This is a genomic window from Methylorubrum extorquens, from assembly GCF_024169925.1.
GTDB lineage: Bacteria > Pseudomonadota > Alphaproteobacteria > Rhizobiales > Beijerinckiaceae > Methylobacterium > Methylobacterium extorquens_A.
Map to the genome: position 1 here is coordinate 2,219,927 of NZ_JALJXF010000001.1, position 22,977 is coordinate 2,242,903.

Here is a 22,977-nt window from a genome sequence, read left to right on the forward strand (position 1 = left end):
AGACATCGATGAGATCCATGCCCGACATGCCGGCCGACAGGACGGATCTGCGCCCCGTGCGGATCGACCCCGCCCGCCTCCAGGCGATGATGGAGGCGGTCTCGGCCTTCGGCGCCGGGCCGGACGGCGCGCTGACCCGCCTGACCCTGTCGCCGGAGGACGGGCAGGCGCGCGACTGGCTCGCTGCGTGGTTTTCCGCGCACGGCTTTACGTCGAAGGTCGACGCGATCGGCAACCAGTTCGGCGTTCTTGAACTCGCGGGGCCCGGCGCGCCGACGGTGATGGTCGGCTCGCATCTCGACAGCCAGCCCAATGGCGGGCGCTTCGACGGCACGCTCGGCGTGCTCGCCGCATGCGAAGCGATCCTGTCCGTGCGCGAAGCGCTCGAAGCGGCGGGCGTGGCGCCGGCCTGCAACGTCACGGTCGCCAACTGGACCAACGAGGAGGGCGCCCGCTTCCAGCCGAGCCTGCTCGGCAGCAGCGTCTTCACCGGCGCGGCCGGGCTCGACTGGGCGCTGGCCCGCAGCGACGGCGACGGCGTCACCGTCGGCGAGGCCTTGTCGCGGATCGGCTATGCCGGGAGCGACGCCGTGCCGGTGCCGGACGCCTTCATCGAGCTGCATATCGAGGGCGGGCCGATCCTCGAGCGCGAGGGTCTGCACTTTGGCGCCTTCACCCGCTACTGGGGCGCCACCAAGTACCGCCTCGCCTTCCTCGGGCGCCAAGCCCATACCGGCCCGACGCCGATGGCCGAGCGGCGCGACGCGCTTCTCGGCGCCGCCTACCTGATCGCCGACCTCAAGGCCATGACGGCCGATTACGGCCTCGACCTGCACAGCTCCGTCGGCCGGCTCGAAGTGCGGCCGAACTCGCCCAACACCGTCCCGAGCGAGGCGGTTCTGTTCATCGAGCTGCGCTCCGGCTCGCCCGCGATCCTGGAGGAGGCCGAACTCCGGCTCAAGGCGGCCATCGAGTTGGCCGCCGCCCGCGCGGAGGTAGATCACGAGGTGCGCGCCATCGACCGGCGCGCCGCCGGCCCGATGGCGCCGGGCCTCGTGCGGCTCGCCGAGCGCGCGGGCACGGCCAACGGCACGACGACCCGCCACCTCGACACGATCGGCGGCCACGACGCCGTCAGCCTCAGCGCGGTCTGCCCCTCGGTGGTGCTGGCGGTGCCCTGCCGCGGCGGCGTGATGCACCACCCGACCGAGTTCGCGAGCCCGGAGGACCAGGCCTTCGGCACGCAGGTGCTCGCCGACATGCTGATGATCCTGGCGGTCGAGGGTATGGCCGCGATCGAGACCGCGGGAGAGGGGCGATGAAGGCGCTGGGGGTTCCCGAGGACGCGCCCGAGCGGCTGGCCGAGGCCGCCCTGGCGCAGGCCTTTTCCGCGCTGCCGGCGTTGCACGGAAAGGTACCGCATTACGCCGTGGCGGTGCCGGGCCTCGCCTCGCCCTCCTATCACGGGGTCGAATCCACGACCTTTTACGTCGCGCAAGCCCAGGGCGTCGCGCCGAGCCTGTTCCTCAAGGTCTCCGAGCCCTGCGCCGCCGCGCTGCTCGACCCCGCCGCCGCCTTCCGCGCGGCCCAACAGATCGCGGCGCTGGGCCTCGCACCGGAACCGCTGCATGTCGCGGCGGAGCAGGGCGCGATCCTGTTCCGGTGTCTCGGCCCGGACTGGCGCCCGGCCACCCTCGACACGCTTCAGCGGCCCGACAACATGGCCACGGTGATCGAGGCCTTCCGCCGGATCGGCGCGGGCGAACCCTTCGGCCGGCCCTGGAACGTGTTCGAGGCGATCCGTGACCTTCGCGCCCTGCTCGGGCCGGGCGCCGACGCCCTGCCGCCCGATGCGTGGTTCCTGTTCGATTGGGCCGAGGCGATCGAGGCGGCGCTGGCCGCCGCCGGCACCGATCTCCGCCCGGTGCATGCCGACCCGCACGCCTCGAACCTCATGTTCGGCCCCGGAGGCGCCCTGCAACTCGTCGATTTCGACATGGCCTGCGACACCGACCCCCATTACCAGCTCGGCGCCTTCCTCAACGAGGCCTGCCCCTTCGAGACACCGATGCAGGCCGGCATCGAGATGGCGGAGGGCGCGTTCCGGCCGGACGTGTTCAACCGCGCCCGCGCCTATGCCGCCGCCGACGATCTGCATTGGGGCTTGCGCGCGCTCGTCATGGACCGGCTCTCGCCGCGCCGCGGGCTCGAATTTCGCAAGTACGCCGCGTGGCGCTTCCTGCGCTGCCGGATGCGCGTCGGCCGTCCGGGCTTCGAGGAAACCCTGAGAGCCTTGTGAGGAGACGACCATGATCGCTCTGGGCCATGCCGCAACGGAAGCCGAGCACGCCTTCGAGGCCGCCCTGCGCGCCGTCCCGCGCTGGCAGGGACGCCCGACGCGCTACCGCCCGGTGCTCGGCGGGATCAGCAACGTCAACTGGCGTGTCGAGATCGAGGGCGAGCCGCATCCCTACTTCGTCAAGATGCCGGGCCGCGGCACCGAGATGTTCATCGACCGCGCCGCCGCCCGCGCCGCCAGCCGGCAGGCGGAGGTGATCGGCCTCGGTCCCCGCACCTTCGACGATCTCGACGCGCACGGCATCGAGATCGCCGAGTTCGTGGATGGGCGCCGCCCCTCGACCAACCGCGACTTTGCCGACCCGGCCCTGCGGGCGGAGGCGATGCGCGTCTACCGCCGCTTCCACGCGGCCCCGCTCCTGCCGCTGACCAAGACCGTGTTCGACATGATCGACGAGCACGATCGCCAAGCCGCCGAACTCGGCGCGCTCCTGCCGCCCGACCAAGCCTGGCTGACCCGCCAGACCCGGCTGGCGCGGGCGGCGCTCGAAGCCTCCGGCCTCGACCTCGTGCCCTGCTTCAACGATCCGATGCCGGGCAACTTCCTCCTCGGCGAGGACGGCTCGATCCTCCTGATCGACTTCGAGTACGCCTCGAACAACGACCGGCTCTACGACATCGCGATCTGGAGCGGGGAGATGTTCTTCCCCGAAAGCGTCGATCGTGAACTGATCGAGCAGTATTTCGGCCGTTACGACGAGGCGTTGTTCGCGCGCCTGATGGTGCACAAGGCGCTCGCCGACGTGAAATGGTCGACCTGGGCGATGGTGCAGAACCGCATCTCCACCCTCGACTTCGATTTCTACAAGTACGGGATCTGGAAGCACATGCGCGCCCGCTCGATCATGAACGACCCACGCTGGCCGCTCTTCCTGAAGGCGCTCTGAGCGATGACCACGTCCGAAACCTTCGCACCCGACGATATCCTCGCCTTCGCGGCCGAACTGGCCGCGGCCGCGCGCCCGATCGCGCTCGCGTATTTCCGCACCCCACTCGACATCGTGACGAAGGCCGACGAGAGCCCGGTGACGCTGGCCGACCGCGCCATCGAGGTGCGCCTGCGCAGCTTGATCGAGGCGCGGTTTCCCGATCACGGCATCTTCGGCGAGGAGATGGGGGTGAAGCCCGGAGCCACGCCCGGCGGCGGCCCGGTCTGGGTGATCGACCCGATCGACGGCACCAAGAGCTTCGTCACCGGCCTGCCGCTGTTCGGCACCCTGATCGCCTTCCTCGACGGAGGGGCGCCGGTCGTCGGGCTGATCGACATGCCCGCACTCGGCGAGCGCTGGACCGGCGTACCGGGGGAGGCCCGCTTCGGGGCCGAGCCCGCGCGGACCAGCACCTGCCGGAGCCTGTCGGCGGCGCGCTTCTTCACCACTTCGCCCGAGGGTTTCATCGGAGCGGACGAGGCCTCTTATCGACGCCTGATCGCGAAAACGGCCCTGCGCCGCTTCGGCGGCGACTGCTACGCCTACGGCCTGCTGGCCTCCGGCCATTGCGACCTGATCGCCGAGACCGGCCTTCAGCCCTATGATCACATGGCCCTGGTGCCGGTGATCCGGGCGGCGGGCGGGGTCATCACCGACTGGAGCGGCGAGGACCTCTCCCTCGCCTCCGACGGGCGGGTGCTCGCGGCGGCGACGCCTGAACTGCACGCCGAGGCGCTGGCGGTCCTGCGGGCGTAGGACGACTTGAAGCCGCCGATTTCCCCGCGTCGCGGTTTGCCAAGGGGATGTCGCTGATATGGAAGCGACGCGGACCCCGACGAACGATAGTTCCCGAAAGCCAGATACGGCTCGGGAGGTCCCCATGCTCGATGTGACGCCGACCCCGCTTCAGCGCCTGCTGCGCGAGCGCCGCCCCGGCTACACCCTCGCGGCTCCGTTCTACCTCAGCCCCGAGGTATTCGAGGCCGACATGGAGATCATCTTCGGCCGCCACTGGATCTATGTCGGCGTCGAGCCCGACGTGCCCGAGGCCGGCGACGTCATGGTCGTCGATATCGGCAAGACCTCGGTTGCGATCGTGCGCGACGACGACAACGAGATCCGCGCCTTCCACAATGTCTGCCGCCACCGCGGCGCCCGGCTCGTCCACGACGAGAAGTCCACGGTCGGCAACCTCGTCTGCCGCTACCATTCCTGGACCTACGACCTCACCGGCAACCTGATCCACGCCGAGCATATGGGCCCGGACTTCAAGAAGGGCTGCCACGGCCTCAAGCCGGTCCATGTCCGTTCGCTCGCCGGCCTGCTCTTCATCTGCCTCGCCAACGAGCCCCCGGCCGATTTCGACGACATGGCCGCCCGCCTCGGCCCCTATATCGAGCCGCACAACGTGCGCGACACCAAGGTCGCCTTCCAGAAGGACATCATCGAGCCCGGCAACTGGAAGCTCACGATGGAGAACAACCGCGAGTGCTACCATTGCGGGGCCAACCATCCCGAGCTGACCGTGCCGCTCTTCGCCTACGGCTTCGGCTTCGCGCCCGAAGAGATGGACGAGCACGACCGCGTCAACGCCGAGCGCTACGGCTGCCTGCTCAACACCCGCCACGGCGAGTGGGAGGCGGAGGGCCTGCCGTCGAAGGAGATCGACGAGCTCGACACCATGATCACGGGCTTCCGCACCGAGCGGCTGCCGCTCGACGGTGAGGGCGAGTCCCACACCCTCGACACCAAGGCCGCCTGCAAGAAGCTTCTGGGCAACCTCACCAGCGCCAAGGCCGGCGGACTGTCGGTCTGGACGCAGCCGAATTCCTGGCACCACTTCCTCGGCGACCACATCGTCACCTTCTCGGTGCTGCCGCTCGATGCCGAGCGCTCGCTGCTGCGCACCAAGTGGCTCGTGCACAAGGATGCGGTCGAGGGCGTCGATTACGATCTCGCCAACCTCACCGGCGTCTGGGAAGCCACCAACGATCAGGACAGCGAGCTCGTCGGCATCTGCCAGCAGGGGGTCGCGAGCCCGGCCTACGAGCCCGGCCCCTACTCGCCGCACACCGAGATGCTCGTCGAGAAATTCTGCAACTGGTATGTCGGCCGCATGGCCGCGCATCTGGGGCGCTGAGCATGACGTCGGCTCCCCTCCCGGCCCCCGCCCCGGCCGAGCCGGCCGCCGCGCGGCTCGCGGCCTCCGCGCCCTGGGATGCGGAGGCCGACGACAGGCTGGTCTGCCTCGCGGTGCGCGACGAGACGCACGACGTGAAGACCTTCGTGCTCGCCCCGAAAGAACCCCGGCGCTTTGCCTATGCACCGGGCCAGTTCCTGACCTTCTCGTTCGAGGTCGGCGGCGAGACCATCCACCGCTGCTACACGGTCTCCTCGGCGCCGACGCGGCCGAACGCGGTCGCGTTCACCGTCAAGCGTGTGGCCGGCGGCCCGGTCTCGAACTGGCTGCACGACAACCTGAAAGTCGGCGACACCGTGCGCGCCCTCGGGCCGATGGGCGAGTTCTCCTGCTTCACCCATCCGGCCAAGAAGTACCTGCTCCTGTCCGGCGGCAGCGGCGTCACGCCGATGATGTCGATGGCGCGGACCTTCCACGATCTGGGCGAGGCCCGCGACGTGGCCTTCGTCCACTCCGCCCGCTCGCCCGCCGACATCGTGTTCCGGGGCGAGCTTGAGACGATTGCCCGGCTCGATCCCGCCTTCCACTTCCACGCGGTCTGCGAGACCGATTCTCCGAGCGAGACCTGGGCGGGTCCGAAAGGCCGGCTCACCCTCGACATCCTGCGCGCGGCGGTGCCGGACTTTGCCGAGCGCGAAGTCTTCGTCTGCGGCCCCAAGCCCTACATGGACGCGGTGCGGGCCATGCTGAAAGATGCCGGCTTCGACATGGCCCGGCACCATCAGGAGAGCTTCGACTTCGGCGAACTGCCGGAGGCCGAGCAGGAGGCTGCGGCCGAGGCGGGCAAGGAGCTCGATGCCGAGGCCGCACCCGCGGGCGGCGTGCGCACCTTCCGGGTGGAGTTCGCCAAGACCCGCCGCGTGCTCGAATGCCCGGAGAACGAGACGGTGCTCGACGCCGCCCGCAAGGCCGGCATCCGCCTGCCCTCCTCCTGCGCCAAGGGCCTGTGCGGCACCTGCAAGTCGAAGCTCACCTCGGGCACCGTCGCCATGACTCATGCCGGCGGCATCCGCCAGCGCGAGATCGACGCCGGCATGGCGCTGCTGTGCTGCTCCAAGCCGACCAGCGACCTCGTCGTCGAACGCTGAATGATCCCGGCCGCCGGGCCGGCACTCTTCGCGTCCCCAAGCTTTCCCCATGTCTTCGGGAGTCGTCCCGTGATCGCCAATGCCGATGCGCTGCTGAAGCCGCTCACCATCAAGGGCCTCACCATCCGAAACCGGGTGATGTCCACGAGCCATGCCCCCGGCTACGGCCGGGACGGCAAGCCGCAGGAGCGCTACCAGCTTTACCACGCCGAGAAGGCCAAGGGCGGCATCGGGCTCACCATGTTCGGCGGCTCCTCCTCGGTCGCCGTCGATAGCCCCGCCGCGCCCTGGAACCAGATCTCCGTCGCCGACGACTCGGTGATCCCATTCTTCCAGCAATTCTCCGACCGGGTGCATGCGCACGGCGGCAAGCTGATGATTCAGCTCACCCATATGGGCCGGCGCACCAAGTGGGACACCGAGCACTGGCTCCCCACCGTCTCGCCCTCCCCCCGGCGCGAGCCCGCCTCCCGCACTATCCCGAAGGAGATGGAGGCGGAGGACATCGCCCGCATCGTCAAAAGCTTTGCCCAGGCCGCGCGCCGCTGCAAGGAAGGCGGACTCGACGGTTGCGAGGTCTCGGCCGCCCACGGCCACCTGATCGACCAGTTCTGGTCGCCGTCCGTCAACCAGCGCACCGACCAATACGGCGGCAGCCTGGAGAACCGGATGCGCTTCGGCATCGAGGTGCTGGAGGCGATGCGTGAGGCGGCCGGCGACGACTACGTCATCGGCATCCGCATGTCCGGCGACGAGATGATCGCCGACGGCCTGAGCCAAGAGGATTGCCTGACGATCGCTGCTGAATACGCCAAGCGCGGCCTCGTGGACTTCCTTAACATCCTCGGCGGTCAGGCGCGCGACCACATCGCCCACGCGATCTCGCTGCCGAACATGTCGTTCCCGGTCGCCCCGTTCCTGTTCCTGCCGAGCGCGATCAAGCGCGAGGTCGACGTCCCGGTGTTCCACGCCCAGCGCGTCACCGATCTCGCCACCGCGGCCCGCGCGGTCGCGGAAGGCCATGTCGACATGGTGGCGATGACGCGTGCCCACATCGCCGACCCGCACCTCGTGAAGAAGCTCTCCGAGGGCCGGGCCGACGACATCCGCCAATGCGTCGGCGCGGGCTACTGCATCGACCGGATCTATGTCGGCGGCGACGCGCTCTGCATCCAGAATGCCGCCACCGGCCGCGAGGCGACGATGCCGCACGAGATCCGCAAGGCGGATGTGCGCCGCCGCGTCGTGGTGGTCGGCGCCGGCCCAGGCGGCCTCGAGGCGGCCCGCGTCTGCGCCGAGCGCGGCCATGCGGTGGTGCTGTTCGAGAAGAATGCGGTTGCCGGCGGCCAGATCGGCATCGCGGCGAAAGCCGGCTGGCGCGAAGCGATGTCGGGCATCACCCGCTGGCTCGTCGCCCAGGTGACCAAGCTCGGCGTCGATCTGCGCCTCAACACCGAAGCGACCGAGGAGGCGATCCGCGCCGAGAAGCCCGACGTGGTCATTGTCGCCACCGGCGGCACGCCGTTCCGCGGTCACGCCAAGGGCGCCGAGCAGCACGCGGTGACCACCACCGAGGTGCTGATCGGCGCGGTCGAGCCCACCGGCTCGGTGCTGCTCTACGACGAGATGGGCCAGCACAACGCGGCGTCGGTGGCCGAGCAACTGGCCAAGCGCGGCTGCCTCGTCGAGATCGCCACCCACGACCGCATGGTCGCGGAAGAGGTCGGCACCACCAACCAGCCGATCCATCTGCGCGAATTGTACAAGCTCGGCGTGGTGATGACGCCGAACATGGAGCTGATCGAGATCTATCCGGAGGGCAACCGCTTCGTCGCGGCTTTGCGCAACACCATGACCGACGCCGAGGAGGAGCGCCTCGTTGACCGCATCGTCGTCGATCACGGCACGCTGCCCGTGGACGGGCTCTATCGTTCGCTGAAGGGTGCTGCGGTCAATCACGGCCAGACCGACCAAGAAGCGATGATCCGCGGCGAGCCGCAGCCCTACGACCTGTCGAAGGGCTACGCCCTCTACCGCATCGGCGACGCGGTCTCGGGCCGCAACATCCACGCGGCGATCTACGACGCCCTGCGGCTGTGCAAGGATCTGTGATCGGGTTCTCGTGAAGGCACGGAGCCTGCCGTGGCTCCCCCCTCTCCCCGCCCGAAGCCGGGTCTACCCGACTTCGGTGATAGCTTGCCAATCCTGGGCAAGCCCGGGATTGGGCGGGGAGAGGCCCGCAGGCACCCTGTCGTGCCTGCGGGAAGTGGAGGCGAAGCCGGAGCGGCGGTGAGGGGGCGTGGCCGCGAGAGGCTCGCCCTGAACCGCCCCCTCACCTTCGGCTGCCGCCTCGCCGCGTCGACGACGGGGTCGTCGCGGCCCTCTCCCCGCAAGCGGGGAGAGGGGATGCATGGCCTTCGAACGCTTCATCCGGGGGCGATGAAGTGCACACCCCAGTCCGGCCCTTGAGACCACCGTCATGACCAGCGTCATCCCCCTGACCACGGTGTTTCCCGGCCTCGTCTGGCTGATGGCGGCGCTCGCTCTCGTTCAGGTCTCGCGCCGCGCCGCCCTCTGGCGCGTCGGCGCGGCCGCGCCGGTGGCGTGGCTCGACGGGTTGGCCAAGCTGCCCCGGCGCTATCTCGTCGATGTCCACCACGTCGTGGCGCGCGATCCTTACGCCTCGCGCATGCACGCGGTCGTGGCCGGTGGCCTGCTCGCGTCCTCGATCCTGACGGCGCTGGCGATCCTGCCGCCGCTGGCCGATTTCCGGCCCTACTGGTTCCTCGTGGCGCTCGCCTTCGGGGTGACGGCGGTCGGCTCCCTGCTCGTCGGCGCCCGGCGCTATCCGGCCAAGCAGAAGCGCCTCTCCGCCGGCCACTTCCAGATCCTGCCCTTCCTGCTCCTCGCCTACGCCATCGGCGGCACGCTCACTGCGCTGCTCCTCGCCTTCGGCGGCGGGGGCGTGTTCGGCTCCGTCGCCCTGGCGCTTGCGGCCGCGGGCGGGCTCGGCCTCGCCTACGAGGTGCGCCACGGCCCGATGCGCCACGCGGCGGCCGGCGCGCTTCACCTCGTCGCCCATCCCCGGCCCGGCCGGTTCGAGGGCCGCCCCGACACCGCGCTCCAGCCCCTCGACCTCGACGCGCCCCGGCTCGGCTCGGAGATGCCGGCCGACTTCACCTGGAATCGGCTCCTGTCCTACGATGCCTGCGTGAGCTGCGGGCGCTGCGAGACCGCCTGCCCGGCATACGCCGCCGGCCAGCCGCTGAACCCGAAGAAGCTGATTCAGGATCTCGTCGCCGGCCTCTCGCCCGCGGAGCCCGCTTACGCCGGCAACCCCTATCCCGGCGGCCGGGCGGGGCAAGGCGAGCGCGGGGCTTTGGCCCGGCTGATCGGGCCCGACGCGCGCATCCATCCCGACACGCTATGGTCCTGCACCACCTGCCGCGCCTGCGTCGAGGAATGCCCGATGATGATCGAGCACGTCGATGCCGTGGTCTCGTTGCGCCGGCACGAGACCCTGGAGCGCGGGGCTCTCCCTGAGAAGGCCGTCGTCCCGGTGACGGAGCTGCGCCAGTCCGGCGATCCCGGCGGGCGCCCGCTTGGCTCCCGCACCGATTTCGCCGCCGGGCTCGACCTGCCGCGGATCGCAGAGCGTGAGCCCGTCGATGTCCTGCTCTGGCTCGGCGAGGGCGCCTACGACCTGCGCTACGGCCGCTCGCTCCGCGCCCTCGTGCGGCTGCTGCGCGAGGCGCAAGTCGATTTCGCGGTGCTGGGCGCGGAGGAGCGCGACACCGGCGACCTCGCCCGCCGGCTCGGCGACGAGGCGACCTTCCAGGCGCTGGCGCGGGAGAACATCGCGACGCTGGCTAAATACCGCTTCACGCGGGTCGTCACCGCCGACCCGCACGCGCTGCATGCCCTGCGCAACGAGTATCCGGCGCTCGGCGGGCGCTACACGGTCGTGCACCACACCGCCCTCCTGCTGGAGCTGATCCGGGCAGGCAAGCTCAATCCGGGCCGCCTGCCGGACCTTTCGGTGACCTATCACGACCCCTGCTACCTCGCCCGCTACAACGGGGAGACCGAGGCACCGCGGGCGGTGCTCGACGCCATCGGCGTGACCCGCAGCGAGATGACCCGCTCCGGGCGCCGGGCGATGTGCTGCGGCGGCGGCGGTGGCGCGCCGGTGAGCGACGTGCCGGGCGAGCGCCGCATCCCCGACATCCGCATGGCCCAGGCCGCCGAGACGGGTGCGGGCATCGTCGCCGTCGCCTGCCCCTCCTGCACGGCGATGCTGGAGGGCGTGACCGACCGCAAGGCGGAGATTCGCGACGTGGCCGAATTGCTGCTCCAGGCGGTGGAGGCGGGCCGATGAGTCGCCCCCGCCGCGACCCGCGCGCCGAGTGGGCCGCCCACTTCCTCGCCGGCGAGGGACTCCGCCCCCGCTACGACCGCACCCGCCGTGCCACCGGTTCCGGCCGCCCCCGCCGCGATCCGCGGGCCGAGCGCGAGGCGCAGCGCATCGGGGGCTTTGCGCGGTTGCGCTACGACCTCAGCCAGATCAGCCGCGCGATCGGGGAGGCGGTCGCCGCCGCACCCCGGACCGCGCCGGTGGCCAAGGCGCCGAAGACGATCATCGTCGAGACGCCCGCCTTCCTCGTCGCGGTGGTGCCGGATGCCCCCGGCGGCCGTCTCTCGGGCCATGACCGGCAGGTGATCGGCGCGGCGTGCGCGCTGGCCGGGCGCGAGGGCGCCGTCGCAGTCATCGTGGAAGGCGAGTGCGAGGGGCTGGGTGCGGCGGGCGCCGACCGGGTGCTCCGGCTCGACGGCGCGGAGGGCTACGATCCGGCGGCTCGGGCCGCCCGCATCGAGGCCGCGCTCGCAGACCTCGGGGCGCGCCACGTCCTGTTCCCGGAATCGCTCGATGGCGGCGACCTCGCCCGCCGCGTCGCGGTGGGCCTTGGTGAGGCCCTGTTCACCAACGCCGAAGTGGTCGCCGCCAAGGGGCTGGTCCGCCCGGCCAGGGGCCGCCGGGTCGAGCAGAGCCTCGCCCCGCCCCGCCTCGCCACGGTGGCGCCGGACGCGGTCGCCGACTATGCCGGCGCGCCGCGGGAGGCTCGTGCCCTGCCCTTCGAGGGCTCGGCGCCGGATGTTGCCAAAAGCATCGTCTCCGCGACGCGCATCCCGGCCGACCCCGCGACCGTGCCGCTCGCGCTCGCCGAGTTCGTGGTGTCGGCGGGCAACGGCCTTTCCGATCTCGACACCTTCCGCGAGGTGGTGACGGCACTTCACGCGACGCCCGGCGCCAGCCGCGTGCTGTGCGATTCCGGGCTGATGCCGCGCCACACCCAGGTCGGCGCCTCGGGCACGGTGCTCGCGGCGACCTGCTACTTTGCGCTCGGCATCTCCGGCGCGCCGCAGCACCTCCAGGGTGTGGCCGGCTGCGAGCACGTGGTGGCGGTCAACACCGATCTCCACGCAGCGATGATCGAGCGGGCGGGCCTTGCCGTGGTGCTGGACGCCCAGGCCGTGATGCCGGCCCTGCTGCGGCTGCTCGCGGAAGAGGCCGCCGGAGAGGGGAAGGCGTCATGAGAATCGCGGTCCTCCTCTCCGCCGGGCTCCATCCGGTTTCCGGCGCGCCCGTGCTGCCGCGGCTCGAGGCACAGGCGATCCGCATGGCCGCCGGGCTCGGCCAGGGCGCCGAGATCGTCGGCCTGCATGCCGGGCCGGACGCCGCCGCGGTGGCCGAGGCGCTGGGCCAGGGGCTCGACCGCATCGAGCATGTCGCGGTCGCGGAAGGCGACGATCCGGTGCCGGCGCTCGCCGCGCGGCTCGCCGCGATCGCCCCCGACGTCGTCCTGGCCGGGCGGCGCAGCCAGGGCGGCGACGAGAGCGGCCTCGTGCCCTACGCCCTGGCCAGCAGCCTCTCGATGCCCCTGGTGCCCGATGTGGTTGCGGCGGCGCTCGACGCAGAGGGGGCCTTACGCCTCGATCAGAGTCTCGGGCGCGGTGCCCTGCGCCGGGTGGTGGTGCGGGGGCCCGTCGTCGTCACCTGTCACCCGGACGCCCCCGCCCCCCTCGCCTATGCCTATGGCCGGGCGCGCCGCGGGCGCGTCGAGGCGCTGGCCGTCGCGCCCGCCGCCCTCCCGGCTGCGGCCTTGGCGGTGGAGGAGCGGCCCTATCGCCGCCGGCCGAAGATCGTGAAGGGCGCGCCGGCCGGCGGTTCGGCGGCGGAGCGGCTCAAGGCGGCCACCGGCGAGGGCGGCTCGGCCGCGAGCGGCCGGCTCCTGGTCGAGCCCGACCCCGAAGACGCCGCCCGCGAGATCCTGGCCTATCTCCGGCAGATCGGCGTGGTCGCCCCGCTGGCGGAACCGAAGACTTGAGGATGACGCAACAATGCCCCTGAGCCCGGACGACCTGCTGACGCGGCTGCGCGAGCGCGGCATCGCCTACAAGCTCTACGAGCACGAAGCCGTCCTCACCGTCGAGGCGATGATGGCGGTCTGCGGCGACATCGCCGGCGCCCACACCAAGAACCTGTTCCTGCGCGATGGGAAGAAGACCTACTTCCTCCTCACGCTCCAGCATGACGCTCAGGTCGATCTGAAGGCGTTCCGCGCCGTGCTCGGCGCACGCGGCGGCCTGTCCTTCGCGAGCTCTGAAGCCTTGCGCGAACAGCTCGGGGTCGAGAGTGGGGCCGTCTCGCCGCTGGCCGCACTCAACGCTGCGCCGGGCAGCGTGCGGGTATTCCTTCAGGATAGCCTGCTGGAGGAGACGCGGGTCAATATCCACCCGCTCGTCAGCACCCGCACGCTCTCGCTCGTTCCGGCCGACCTCGTGGAGGCCCTTCGGGCCGAGGGGCACGAGCCCACGCCGTTCGCGCTCCCGGAGAGTGCGGCGGCCTGAAGGGGCTCGTCCGCACCTCGTGCCGCGGGCGTTCTCCAACCTAGAGCGCATTCCGACGAAGTGGAAACCGGTTCGTCGAAAGAATGCGCGTCAAAACAAGGATCTAGAGACGCCGGCCTGATGCAATCAGGTCGGATACGGCTCTAGCCGGCGACCCTGTACACACAGCAGCGGCCCCGCAGACCCTCCCAGAGCGCTCACACGGCGACTGAGAAAGGGCGTTCGGGGCCGCTGCTGTGTCCGGGGAACCTCGAAGACCGGGCCGGGTCCGAGATCGGGTCCAAGGCGGGGCCGCCATCTGCCGGCCCGTTACGACCCTTCGCACGCGCCGTCGAGCCGGCGCTCAGATGGCCTCACCGAGCTTTCGAACGCCGAGCGCTTCCGCCCTGGCGCGACGTGCGGCGGACGTTTCGCGAGCGAGGCTCAGGCGCCCTGCAGCGCGGTCGGGAAGGCAAGGGCCGCGAAGAGCGGCGTGATCGCCATCACCTCCGGACGTGCCGGCTCGGAGCCGGTCAGCAACTCAGAGACCGCGCCGCGGGTCAGGCCGATATCGTCCAGAGCTGCATCGCTCAGGTTCATCAGCGCCTCTTCGTCGGCCCGGGCGCGGAAGTGGGTACGAACACTTTCAAGAAATTTGGAAAACATGAGACGAGCCTCGATCGCACCGTCGTTGATCAAGACGAGGACGGTTCGCGTTGCGATTTCATATGAGGCTTCCTCCTTCTTCGGAGGAGCGCGGAAGCTTGGGAGCAGCTCTGCTTGATGCGCATGCAATGAGCAGGAAAGTCCGACTTTTAGCAGTTTGCTTACCTATCGTGCATGGGCGCTGCCGTGCGGACGGTCGCTATGCTTGAGCCGGGGCGGACAGCCGGGTCGCCGGAGCTTCGATCTTCGACCGCGGAGAGCCGTCCTTCGAACGACGCCCTCAACGCGAAAACCCCTCTCCCGGTGGCGGAAGAGGGGTTGCGGGATCGGTCAACAGCCGAACTGATCGGGAGGGGCCCGGCCGATGTCCGATCGGTCGCATCGCAGGGCGGAAACCCGGTTCCGCCCGAGTGGCGGGCTAGCAGGCGGCGACGTTGACGGCCAGCCCGCCGAGCGAGGTTTCCTTGTATTTGGCCTGCATGTCGTGGCCGGTCTGGCGCATGGTCTCGATCACTTCGTCGAGGCTCACCCGGTGCTGGCCGTCGCCGCGCAGCGACAGCGAGGCGGCCACCACGGCCTTGTTGGCGCCGAAGGCGTTGCGCTCGATGCAGGGCACCTGGACAAGGCCGGCGATCGGATCGCAGGTCATGCCGAGATGGTGCTCCATGGCGATCTCGGCGGCGTTCTCGATCTGGAAGGCCGAGCCGCCGAGCGCTGCGGTGAGCCCCGCCGCCGCCATCGCCGCGGCCGAGCCGACCTCGCCCTGGCAGCCGACCTCCGCCCCCGAGATCGAGGCGCGGGCCTTGATCAGCCCGCCGATGGCGGCGGCGGTGAGCAGGAAGTCGCGTCCGCGCTCGTCGCTCCAGTCGGGGCAGAAGTCGCGGGTGTAGCGCAGCACCGCCGGGACGATGCCGGCCGCACCATTGGTCGGCGCCGTCACCACCCGGCCGCCCGAGGCGTTCTCCTCGTTGACGGCCAGCGCGTAGAGGCTGATCCAATCCATGATCTCGTGGGCCGGGCGGCTGTTGGAGAGCTTCGTCGCCTCCAGCGACTCGTAGAGCCGCTTGGCGCGCCGCCGCACCCGCAGGCCGCCGGGCAATTCGCCGTCCATGCGCAGGCCGCGCTCGATGCAGGCGAACATCGCGTCGCGGATCGCGTCGAGGCCGGCATCGATGGCTTCGCGCGGGCGCAGGGTCAACTCGTTGGCGAGCTGGATCTGCGGGATCGTCAGGCCGGTGCGCAGGGTCAGGTCGAGGAGTTCGCGCCCGCTGCCGAAGGCGAGCGGCGGCGGCTCCTGCCCTGCATCTCCGGCGGAGGCAGCTTCCGCCTCCGCCGCCGTGACGACGAAGCCGCCGCCGACCGAGTAGAAGATCTGGTCCTCGATCAGCGCCCCCCCGGCATCGTAGGCGCAAAAGCGCATGCCGTTGGTGTGCAGCGGCAGGATGTCCTTGAAGTTGAAGACGAGATCGCGCTCAGTCTCGAAGACGACACCCGGAAGGCCGAGGTCGCCGGTGCGGCGCAGTTCGTCGGCGAGCGGCGCGGTCCGGTCCGGGTCGATGGTCGAGGGCGCGTGGCCCATGAGCCCGAGCAGGATCGCCACATCGGTGCCGTGGCCGCGTCCGGTCCAGGCGAGCGAGCCGTAGATCTCGGCGCTCACCCGGGCGACGCCGCCGCGAGCGAGCACGGTTTCGCGGAACCGGCGCCCGGCGATCATCGGCCCGACGGTGTGGGAACTCGACGGACCGATCCCGATCTTGAACAGATCGAAGGTGCTGATCATCGAGTCCGTCGCTCTCTAAAAAAGGTGCCTCGCCCGCAAGCAGATGCAAGTTCGGGGGAAGGCGCGCATCACGACAGGATGCCGGCGCGGGGGGACATAGCCGCGAGATGGGCTCGCCGCCAGCCTGCATCAATGCGTGGCGGATCCTTCGACCCCGAAGACGGCCTCATTGAGGAGGCCGTGGACGTAGGTCGAGAACGAGCGCCAGCACTCGACGCGGTAGAGCGGGGCGGCGCTCGCGCGGATCAGCACGATCTCGGACTTGCCGAGCAGGGTGCGGGTGGCGCTGCCCGGCGGGAAGGCGGACTCGGACAGATCGAGCGGGCAACCGGCATTGAGCACCGCCGCGGCCTGCCGGCCCGACACGTCGATGCCGACATTGCGGTGCGAGACGTCGACCAGGGAGTGGGGCAGCCCGGCGAGCGCCTCGTGGAAGCGGCCCTGCAGCAGGTCGGCATCGGCCTCGGGGCCGCCGACGAGCCACTCGTCGGGGCCGAGGCGGGCGAGCCAGACCTCGCCGTCGGTGCCGACCGTGTTGATCGGCGCATCGAGCACGAGCCCGGCGAGCTTCGGCGCGGCGCCCTTGGCGAGCCGGGCCCGCAGGGAGAAGCGCGCCTCGGCGCCCGCGGGCCGGACCGATACGCCCGAACCGGCGGCGGCCGTGCGGGTCTGAGCGCCGAGCGGCAGGGCGCGGGCGGCGCGGTAGCGGGTCTCAAGCATTGATGCGCTCCCCCTGGACGTCGAAGAAGACCGGTTCGCAGACGGTGACACGGGTGAAGCCGTCCGGCGTGGTGACGAAGAGATGGCCGTTCATCCGCTCGCGTCCGCCCTCGACCAGGGCCAGAGCGATGGAGCGCCCGCAATTGGCGCTCCAGTAGCTCGACGTGACGTGGCCGAGCATGCGCATCGGGATCGGCTGGTTGGTGTCGGCGACGATCTGCGCGCCCTCGTCGAGGACGAATTTCGGATCGTCGGTCATGAGGCCGACGAGCTGCTTGCGGCCGGTGGCGACCACGTCGGGACGTGCCAGGGAGCGCTTGCCGACGAAGTCCCCCTTGGCCTTCGGGATCATGCCGGCCATGCCGACATCGTCCGGGGTCACCGTGCCGTCGGTCTCCTGGCCGACGATGATGTAGCCCTTCTCGGCGCGCAGCACGTGCATCGTCTCGGTGCCGTAGGGCGTGATGCCATGGGCCTGGCCCGACTCGAACACCGCTTCCCAGACCGCGCGGGCGTGGTCGGCGGGCACGTTGATCTCGAAGCCGAGTTCACCGGTGAACGACACCCGGAACAGCCGGGTCGGCACGCCGCAGATCGTTCCCGTGCGCATCGCCATGTGCGGGAAGGCGTCCGGCGACAGGTCGATGCCGTCCACGAGCGGGGCGATCACGGCGCGGGCCTTCGGGCCCTGGAGCGCGATCACCGCCCATTGCTCGGTGGTCGAGGTCAGGAACACTTCGAGGTCCGGCCACTCGGTCTGGAGGTAGTCCTCCATGTGGCCGAGCACGCGCGCCGCGCCGCCCGTGGTGGTGGTGACGTGGAAGCACTCGTCCGAGACGCGGGCGACGACGCCGTCATCGAGGATGTAGCCGTCCTCCTTCAGCATCAGCCCGTAGCGGCAGCGGCCCGGTGCGAGCTTGGTCCAGGGGTTGATGTAGAGGCGGTTCATGAACTCGGCCGCATCCCGGCCGACGATCTCGATCTTGCCCAGCGTCGAGGCGTCGAAGATGCCGACCCCCTCGCGCACCGCCTTGCACTCGCGGGCGACCGCGGCGTGCAGATCCTCGCCGTTCTTCGGGAAGTACCAAGCGCGCCGCCACAGGGCGACGTTCTCGAACAGGGCGCCGTGGGCCTCGGCCCATTCGTGGATCGGCGTGGTGCGGATCGGGTCGAACAGAGCGTGGCGGGCGGGGCCCACCAGCGCACCGAAGGTCACCGGGGTGTAGGGCGGCCGGAAGGTCGTGGTGCCGACGGCGGGCAGGGCCTTGTCGAGCTGCCCGGCGACGATGCCGAGCGCATTCATGTTCGAGGTCTTGCCCTGGTCGGTCGCCATGCCGGTCGTGGTGTAGCGCTTGACGTGCTCGATCGACTGGAAGCCCTCGCGCACCGCGAGCTTGATGTCCTTGGCGGTGACGTCGTTCTGGTAATCGACGAAGGCGCGGACCTTGGTCGGGTTGGCATCCGTCGGCATGATCCGCACCGGCTGGAAGCCGGTCAGCGTCTCCGAGGCCTGGAAGTCCTGCCGTGCGTCGGAACCCGCCGCGGCGGCGCCGGCGGCAAAGCCGTCCACGAGGCAGGCGGCGAGGTCGTAGGTGCCGCGGGCGGCACCCGCCGAGCGCTCGGCCTGGGCCGAGAGACTCGGCACGAAGGCGTCGATGGCGTCGTCGTAGCGGAGCTTGCCGCGGGACTGCGAGAACAGGTGGACGGCGGGCGTCCAGCCGCCGGACATGCCGACGCAGTCGCATGGGAGAATGCGACGGCCGCCGCACCGGCCGTCGCTCCCGACAGGCGCCACGATGAGACCCGTGACGCGCTTCCGGCCCTTCGACCCGACCACGGTGTGGCCGGTCAATACTTCGGCCCCGACCGCGCGCAGTTGCGCCAGCTCCGGACCGCAATCCGCTTCAAGGCGCAGATCGACGAGGGTGACGTCGAGGCCCGCAGCGCGCGCATCGATCGCGGCCTGGTAGGCAGAGGCGCCGCTCGTGGCGAAGACGAGCTTGGCGCCCGGCGCGACGCCGTAGCGGTTGAGGAACACCCGCACGCTCTCGGCGAGCAGGATGCCCGGCCGGTCGTTGTCGGCGAAGACGAGGGGACGCTCGTGGGAACCGCCGGCGAGCACGACCTCGCCCGCCCGCACCTGCCACAGGCGTTCGCGGGGCGCTTGGCCGGCGGCGGAGGCCAAGTGGTCGGTGACGCGCTCGGTCATCGCCACGTGGTTGTGGTTGTAGTAGCCGAAGGCGGTAGTGCGGGAGAGCAGGATCACGTTCTCGCGGCCGTCGAGTTCGGCCAGCGTCTCGGCGAGCCACGTCGCCGCCGGGCGTCCGTCGATCTGCGAGGTCGTGTCGTGGAGGAGCGAGCCGCCGGGCTCCGCGCCCTCGTCGGCGAGGATGACCCGTTTGCCGGTGCGCGCCGCAGCGAGGGCGGCGGCGAGACCCGCCGGGCCGGCGCCGACGACGAGCACGTCGCAATGGGCGTGGCGGTTGGCGTAGCGGTCGGGATCGGCCACCGTCGGCGCCTTGCCGAGACCCGCGGCGGCGCGGATGAACGGCTCATAGACCCGGTCCCAGAACTTCTGGGGCCACATGAAGGTCTTGTAGTAGAAGCCCGCCACGAAGACCGGCGAGAGCAGGTCGTTGACCGCGCCGACGTCGAATTCGAGCGATGGCCAGTGGTTCTGCGAGGTCGTGCGCAGTCCCGAGCGGGCCTCGACCACGGAGGCGCGGTTGTTCGGGTCGATCCGGCCGGGCCCGCGATCGACCGAGAGCAGCGCGCTCGGCTCGTCGGGGCCATGGCTCAGGATGCCGCGGGGGCGGTGATACTTGAACGAGCGTCCGACGAGGTGGATGCCGTTGGCCAAGAGTGCCGAGGCGACGGTGTCGCCGGCGTATCCGTGGACCGGCTTTCCGTTGAACTCGAAGACGATGGGGCGGGTGCGGTCGACGCGTCCGCCGCGGGACAATCTGAACGGCTGTGCCATCTCACGCCCTCGTCTCGCTCTGGGTGGCCGGATTGGGTCCGAGAATCGTTCCAGGCTTCACGCCGGACTTCGACTGCTCACCGATCGGGTAGGTCTCGATGAAGCGGTCGCTGATCGTGTCGCGCAGGGCGTTGAACCAGCGCCCGCAGCCGTGGACGTGGCACCAGCGCTCGGCATGCACGCCCTTGGGATTGGCGCGCACGAACAGGTGCTCGCTCCAGCCGCCGTCATCGACGCTCATCGGGTCGGCCGGGCGGGCGATATGGGCTTGGCCGCCGCACCGGAACTCGGTCTCGGGCCGTTGGCCGCAATGGGGACAGGCGATCAGCAGCATGGTTCGGACTCCCGACGGATGCGGATCAGTGCGCGACGGCCGCGGCGGCGGCTTCGTCGATGAGGCGCCCGGTGCGGAACCGGTCGAGGGTGAAGGGCGCGTTGATCTTGTGCGGGGCGCCGGTCGCGAGCGTGTGGGCGAAGACGTGGCCCGAGCCCGGGGTCGCCTTGAAGCCGCCGGTGCCCCAGCCGCAATTGACGAACAGGTTCTCAACCGGGGTCTTGCCGATGATCGGCGAGCGGTCCGGCGTGACGTCGACGATGCCGCCCCAGGAGCGCAGCATCCGCATCCGGGTGAATTGCGGGAACAGCTCGCAGATCGCGTCAAGCGTGTGGGTGGTGATGTGGAGGCCGCCCTGCTGGCTGTAGGAGGTGTACTGGTCGGTGCCCGCACCGATCACCAACTCGCCCTTGTCGGATTGCGACAGGTAGGCGTGGACCGCGTTCGACATCACCACGCAGGGGAAGCACGGCTTGACCGGCTCGGAGACCAGCGCCTGGAGCGGGTAGCTCTCCAGCGGCATCGACACGCCGGCCATCGACATCAGGGTCGAGGTGTGGCCGGCGGCGACCACGCCGATCCGGCCGGCGCCGATGAAGCCGCGGGTCGTCTCGACGCCCACCGCCGCACCGGAGGCGTCGCGGCGGATGCCGGTGACCTCACAGTTCTGGATGATGTCGACGCCGCGATCGTCGGCGCCGCGGGCATAGCCCCAGGCCACCGCGTCGTGGCGGGCGGTGCCGGCCCGGCGCTGGAGCGCGCCGCCGAGCACGGGGTAGCGCAAGGAGCCCGAGATATCGAGCGGCGGGCAGAATTCCTTGCACTCTTCCTTCGAGAGCCACTCGTTGTCGATGCCGTTGAGGCGGTTGGAATAGACGTGGCGCTTGAAGCTTTGAACGTCATGGATGTTGTGCGCGAGCATCAGCACGCCGCGCTGGGAGAACATGATGTTGTAGTTCAGCTCCTGGGAGAGCCCCTCCCAGAGCTTGAGCGCGTGCTCGTACATCGCCGCGCTCTCGTCGTAGAGATAGTTGGAGCGGATGATCGTCGTGTTGCGGCCGGTATTGCCGCCGCCGATCCAGCCCTTCTCCAGCACCGCCACGTTGGTGATGCCGTGCTGGCTCGCGAGATAGTAGGCGGTCGCCAGGCCGTGTCCGCCGCCGCCGACGATGACGACGTCGTAAGCCGGCTTGGGCTCGGGGGCGCGCCATTGGCGGCCCCAGCCCGTGTGGCCCCGCATGGATTCGGAGAGTAGCGACGTGAGGGAGAAGCGGCGCATCGGTCGACCTCGCGGTGTTGACGGATCATGGTCCGCGCGCCGCGGCGGGGCTTGATCGACGGCGACCGCGAGTTTGGGATTCCCGACTTCGATCGATTTCCCGGCATGTCCCGCCGAAATGCCGCCGCGCGGCAGCAACCGGCCCTGTTCGGCCGCCTGTTTCGCGCCACCGTTTGACTGACAAACCGGACGGCTTGTCCGATCACGCGGCCGTGAGCCAAGGAGCAAACAAGAATTATTCTATTGCGTTCGGCGGGCGATCGGAGATTAAGTTCCACTGTGGGCGCCGCCTCGGCGGACGTGCCGTGTCCGATCAACCGTGCCGAATACAACCGGAGCGACCCCGAATCGCTCCTGCGTCGGCGCAAGCATCGGCGCGGCACGTGAATTGCCCACCAAGCCGCGGCACAGGCCGACAAACGGTGGTCGGGATGGAAATGACGATTGCGGCCGGGGCGACATGCCCGGCAAGTGTAGTTGCGGCGAGCGAGGCCGTTACCGGGAGAGCCATCTCCGTCGGTTTCATGCTGGTCGATCGCTTCTCGATGATTGCCTTCTCCTCGGCGATCGAGCCCCTGCGGCTCGCCAACCGCGCGGTCGGCCGCGATCTCTACCGTTTCTCGCTGTGGTCGGAAGACGGTACCAAGTGCACCGCCTCGAACGGGATCGAGGTCAAGGTCGCGGGCCGCTTCTGCGAGGCGCAGGACTTCGACATGCTGGTCGTGTGCGGCGGCATCGACATCCAGCACCCGGATCACCGCGCCCTCCATTCGGCCCTGCGCCGGTGCAGCGCCCGCGGGGCGGCGATCGGTGCGGTGTGCACGGGCACCTATGTGCTGGCCAAGGCCGGCCTCCTCGACGGATACCGGGCGACGATCCATTGGGAGAACCTGCCGGGCCTCGTCTCGGAGCATGACGGGCTGGAGATCGGCTCGGACCTGTTCGAGATCGACCGCAACCGCTTCACCTGCGCGGGCGGCACCGCGGCGGCCGACATGATGCTGTCGCTGATCGTGCGCGACCATGGCCCGAGCGTGGCCTCGGAGGTCGCCGACCAGCTCATCCACCACCGCATCCGCGAATCCGGCGAGCGCCAGCGGATGGACCTGCGCATGCGCCTCGGAGTGTCGCATCCCAAGCTGCTGCGGGTGGTGGGGCTGATGGAAACCTCGCTCGCCGAGCCGCTCGGCAGCCAGGAACTCGCCGACGCGGTGCAACTCTCGACCCGCCAGCTCGAACGGCTGTTCCTGAAGTATCTCGGCCGCTCACCCGCCAAGCACTACCTGCGCATCCGCCTGGAACACGCCCGCAACCTGATCCGCCAGACGGCGATGCCGCTGCTTTCGGTGGCGTTCGAGTGCGGCTTCACCTCGGCCTCGCACTTCTCGAAGGCCTATCTCGACTGCTTCGGCCAGCCGCCGAGCGCGGAGCGCAAGCTGGTGCAGGCGCAAGGCGGCCTGCGCGCCTAGAGTATCGTCCTGGATATCGGATCAAGGGCGATACTCTAACCTTCTGCCGTTGCATCATCTTTTTCCGAAAGCCGGCGGCACCTTTCGGGACGATGCTCTAGCCGTGGCGGCCGGCCGTTCAGAAACGACCAGTCTCCCATCACTCTGATGAATGCTTGAGCGGGGCGCCGGATGATCCGGCGCCCCGCTCTGCTTTCGTGGCTGTGTGCCGATGCAGATTTCATCGCGATCGGACCTTGGCGGGGCCGGCGAGCCTGAAAAAGAAAACGCCGGCTTCCCAGGAAGC

At 70.1% G+C, this 22,977-nt stretch carries 19 protein-coding genes; 13 read left to right on the plus strand and 6 right to left on the minus strand.

What is annotated here, in order from left to right; all coding sequences use genetic code 11:
• The first annotated feature begins 17 nt into the window (after positions 1 to 17).
• The 11 genes from J2W78_RS10415 to J2W78_RS10465 all read left to right on the plus strand — a co-directional run bounded on the left by J2W78_RS10415 (position 18) and on the right by J2W78_RS10465 (position 13,484).
• Entirely contained in the window at positions 18 to 1,322 is a 1,305-nt protein-coding gene (locus J2W78_RS10415; protein ID WP_253374013.1) for a Zn-dependent hydrolase, read from the plus strand.
• Positions 1,319 to 2,299, plus strand: a complete 981-nt coding sequence (locus J2W78_RS10420; protein WP_253370319.1) for a phosphotransferase — start codon at positions 1,319 to 1,321, stop codon at positions 2,297 to 2,299. The genes J2W78_RS10415 and J2W78_RS10420 overlap by 4 nt, the downstream gene beginning before the upstream one ends.
• A 10-nt stretch (positions 2,300 to 2,309) precedes the next feature.
• Positions 2,310 to 3,245, plus strand: coding sequence for a phosphotransferase (locus J2W78_RS10425; protein WP_253370321.1), 936 nt, complete (start codon positions 2,310 to 2,312; stop codon positions 3,243 to 3,245).
• Between the two features lie 3 nt (positions 3,246 to 3,248).
• Positions 3,249 to 4,043 (plus strand): inositol monophosphatase family protein, encoded by a 795-nt coding sequence (locus J2W78_RS10430; protein ID WP_253370323.1) that lies wholly within the window; start codon positions 3,249 to 3,251, stop codon positions 4,041 to 4,043.
• 124 nt (positions 4,044 to 4,167) lie between these two features.
• Positions 4,168 to 5,427 (plus strand): aromatic ring-hydroxylating oxygenase subunit alpha, encoded by a 1,260-nt coding sequence (locus tag J2W78_RS10435; RefSeq protein WP_253370324.1) that lies wholly within the window; start codon positions 4,168 to 4,170, stop codon positions 5,425 to 5,427.
• Between the two features lie 2 nt (positions 5,428 to 5,429).
• Positions 5,430 to 6,575 carry a hybrid-cluster NAD(P)-dependent oxidoreductase gene (locus J2W78_RS10440; protein WP_253370326.1) on the plus strand — a complete coding sequence of 382 codons (1,146 nt, stop codon included), beginning with the start codon at positions 5,430 to 5,432 and terminating at the stop codon, positions 6,573 to 6,575.
• Positions 6,576 to 6,644: 69 nt separating this feature from the next.
• On the plus strand, positions 6,645 to 8,687 hold the full coding sequence (locus J2W78_RS10445; RefSeq protein WP_253370328.1) for an FAD-dependent oxidoreductase: 2,043 nt from the start codon (positions 6,645 to 6,647) through the stop codon (positions 8,685 to 8,687).
• A gap of 367 nt (positions 8,688 to 9,054) precedes the next feature.
• Positions 9,055 to 10,953, plus strand: coding sequence for a (Fe-S)-binding protein (locus tag J2W78_RS10450; protein ID WP_253370330.1), 1,899 nt, complete (start codon positions 9,055 to 9,057; stop codon positions 10,951 to 10,953).
• Positions 10,950 to 12,170, plus strand: coding sequence for an electron transfer flavoprotein subunit alpha/FixB family protein (locus tag J2W78_RS10455; protein ID WP_253370332.1), 1,221 nt, complete (start codon positions 10,950 to 10,952; stop codon positions 12,168 to 12,170). The genes J2W78_RS10450 and J2W78_RS10455 overlap by 4 nt, the downstream gene beginning before the upstream one ends.
• Entirely contained in the window at positions 12,167 to 12,961 is a 795-nt protein-coding gene (locus tag J2W78_RS10460) for an electron transfer flavoprotein subunit beta (RefSeq protein WP_253370333.1), read from the plus strand. The genes J2W78_RS10455 and J2W78_RS10460 overlap by 4 nt, the downstream gene beginning before the upstream one ends.
• Positions 12,962 to 12,974: 13 nt before the next feature.
• A complete protein-coding gene (locus J2W78_RS10465) occupies positions 12,975 to 13,484 on the plus strand; it encodes a prolyl-tRNA synthetase associated domain-containing protein (RefSeq protein ID WP_253370335.1) in 510 nt (169 codons plus the stop codon).
• A gap of 423 nt (positions 13,485 to 13,907) precedes the next feature.
• Here J2W78_RS10465 and J2W78_RS10470 read toward each other — a convergent pair whose 3' ends face one another.
• The 6 genes from J2W78_RS10470 to J2W78_RS10495 all read right to left on the minus strand — a co-directional run bounded on the left by J2W78_RS10470 (position 13,908) and on the right by J2W78_RS10495 (position 21,222).
• Positions 13,908 to 14,162: a hypothetical protein gene (locus J2W78_RS10470; RefSeq protein ID WP_253370337.1), complete on the minus strand. Its 255-nt coding sequence runs from the start codon at positions 14,160 to 14,162 to the stop codon at positions 13,908 to 13,910.
• 385 nt (positions 14,163 to 14,547) lie between these two features.
• Positions 14,548 to 15,909, minus strand: a complete 1,362-nt coding sequence (locus tag J2W78_RS10475; RefSeq protein WP_253370339.1) for an L-serine ammonia-lyase — start codon at positions 15,907 to 15,909, stop codon at positions 14,548 to 14,550.
• A gap of 129 nt (positions 15,910 to 16,038) precedes the next feature.
• Entirely contained in the window at positions 16,039 to 16,629 is a 591-nt protein-coding gene (locus tag J2W78_RS10480; protein WP_253370341.1) for a sarcosine oxidase subunit gamma, read from the minus strand.
• The gene (locus J2W78_RS10485) at positions 16,622 to 19,609 is read right to left on the minus strand and encodes a sarcosine oxidase subunit alpha family protein (protein WP_253370343.1); all 2,988 of its coding nucleotides are present in this window, start codon (positions 19,607 to 19,609) and stop codon (positions 16,622 to 16,624) included. Before J2W78_RS10485 ends, J2W78_RS10480 begins: the two co-directional genes overlap by 8 nt.
• 1 nt (position 19,610) lies before the next feature.
• Positions 19,611 to 19,943 carry a sarcosine oxidase subunit delta gene (locus J2W78_RS10490; RefSeq protein WP_253370345.1) on the minus strand — a complete coding sequence of 111 codons (333 nt, stop codon included), beginning with the start codon at positions 19,941 to 19,943 and terminating at the stop codon, positions 19,611 to 19,613.
• Between the two features lie 25 nt (positions 19,944 to 19,968).
• Positions 19,969 to 21,222 (minus strand): sarcosine oxidase subunit beta family protein, encoded by a 1,254-nt coding sequence (locus J2W78_RS10495; protein ID WP_253370347.1) that lies wholly within the window; start codon positions 21,220 to 21,222, stop codon positions 19,969 to 19,971.
• A gap of 27 nt (positions 21,223 to 21,249) precedes the next feature.
• Between J2W78_RS10495 and J2W78_RS10500 the strand changes: the two genes are divergently transcribed.
• Positions 21,250 to 21,399, plus strand: a complete 150-nt coding sequence (locus tag J2W78_RS10500; RefSeq protein ID WP_253370349.1) for a hypothetical protein — start codon at positions 21,250 to 21,252, stop codon at positions 21,397 to 21,399.
• 260 nt (positions 21,400 to 21,659) lie between these two features.
• A complete protein-coding gene (locus tag J2W78_RS10505; RefSeq protein ID WP_253374014.1) occupies positions 21,660 to 22,691 on the plus strand; it encodes a GlxA family transcriptional regulator in 1,032 nt (343 codons plus the stop codon).
• Positions 22,692 to 22,977 lie beyond the last annotated feature (286 nt).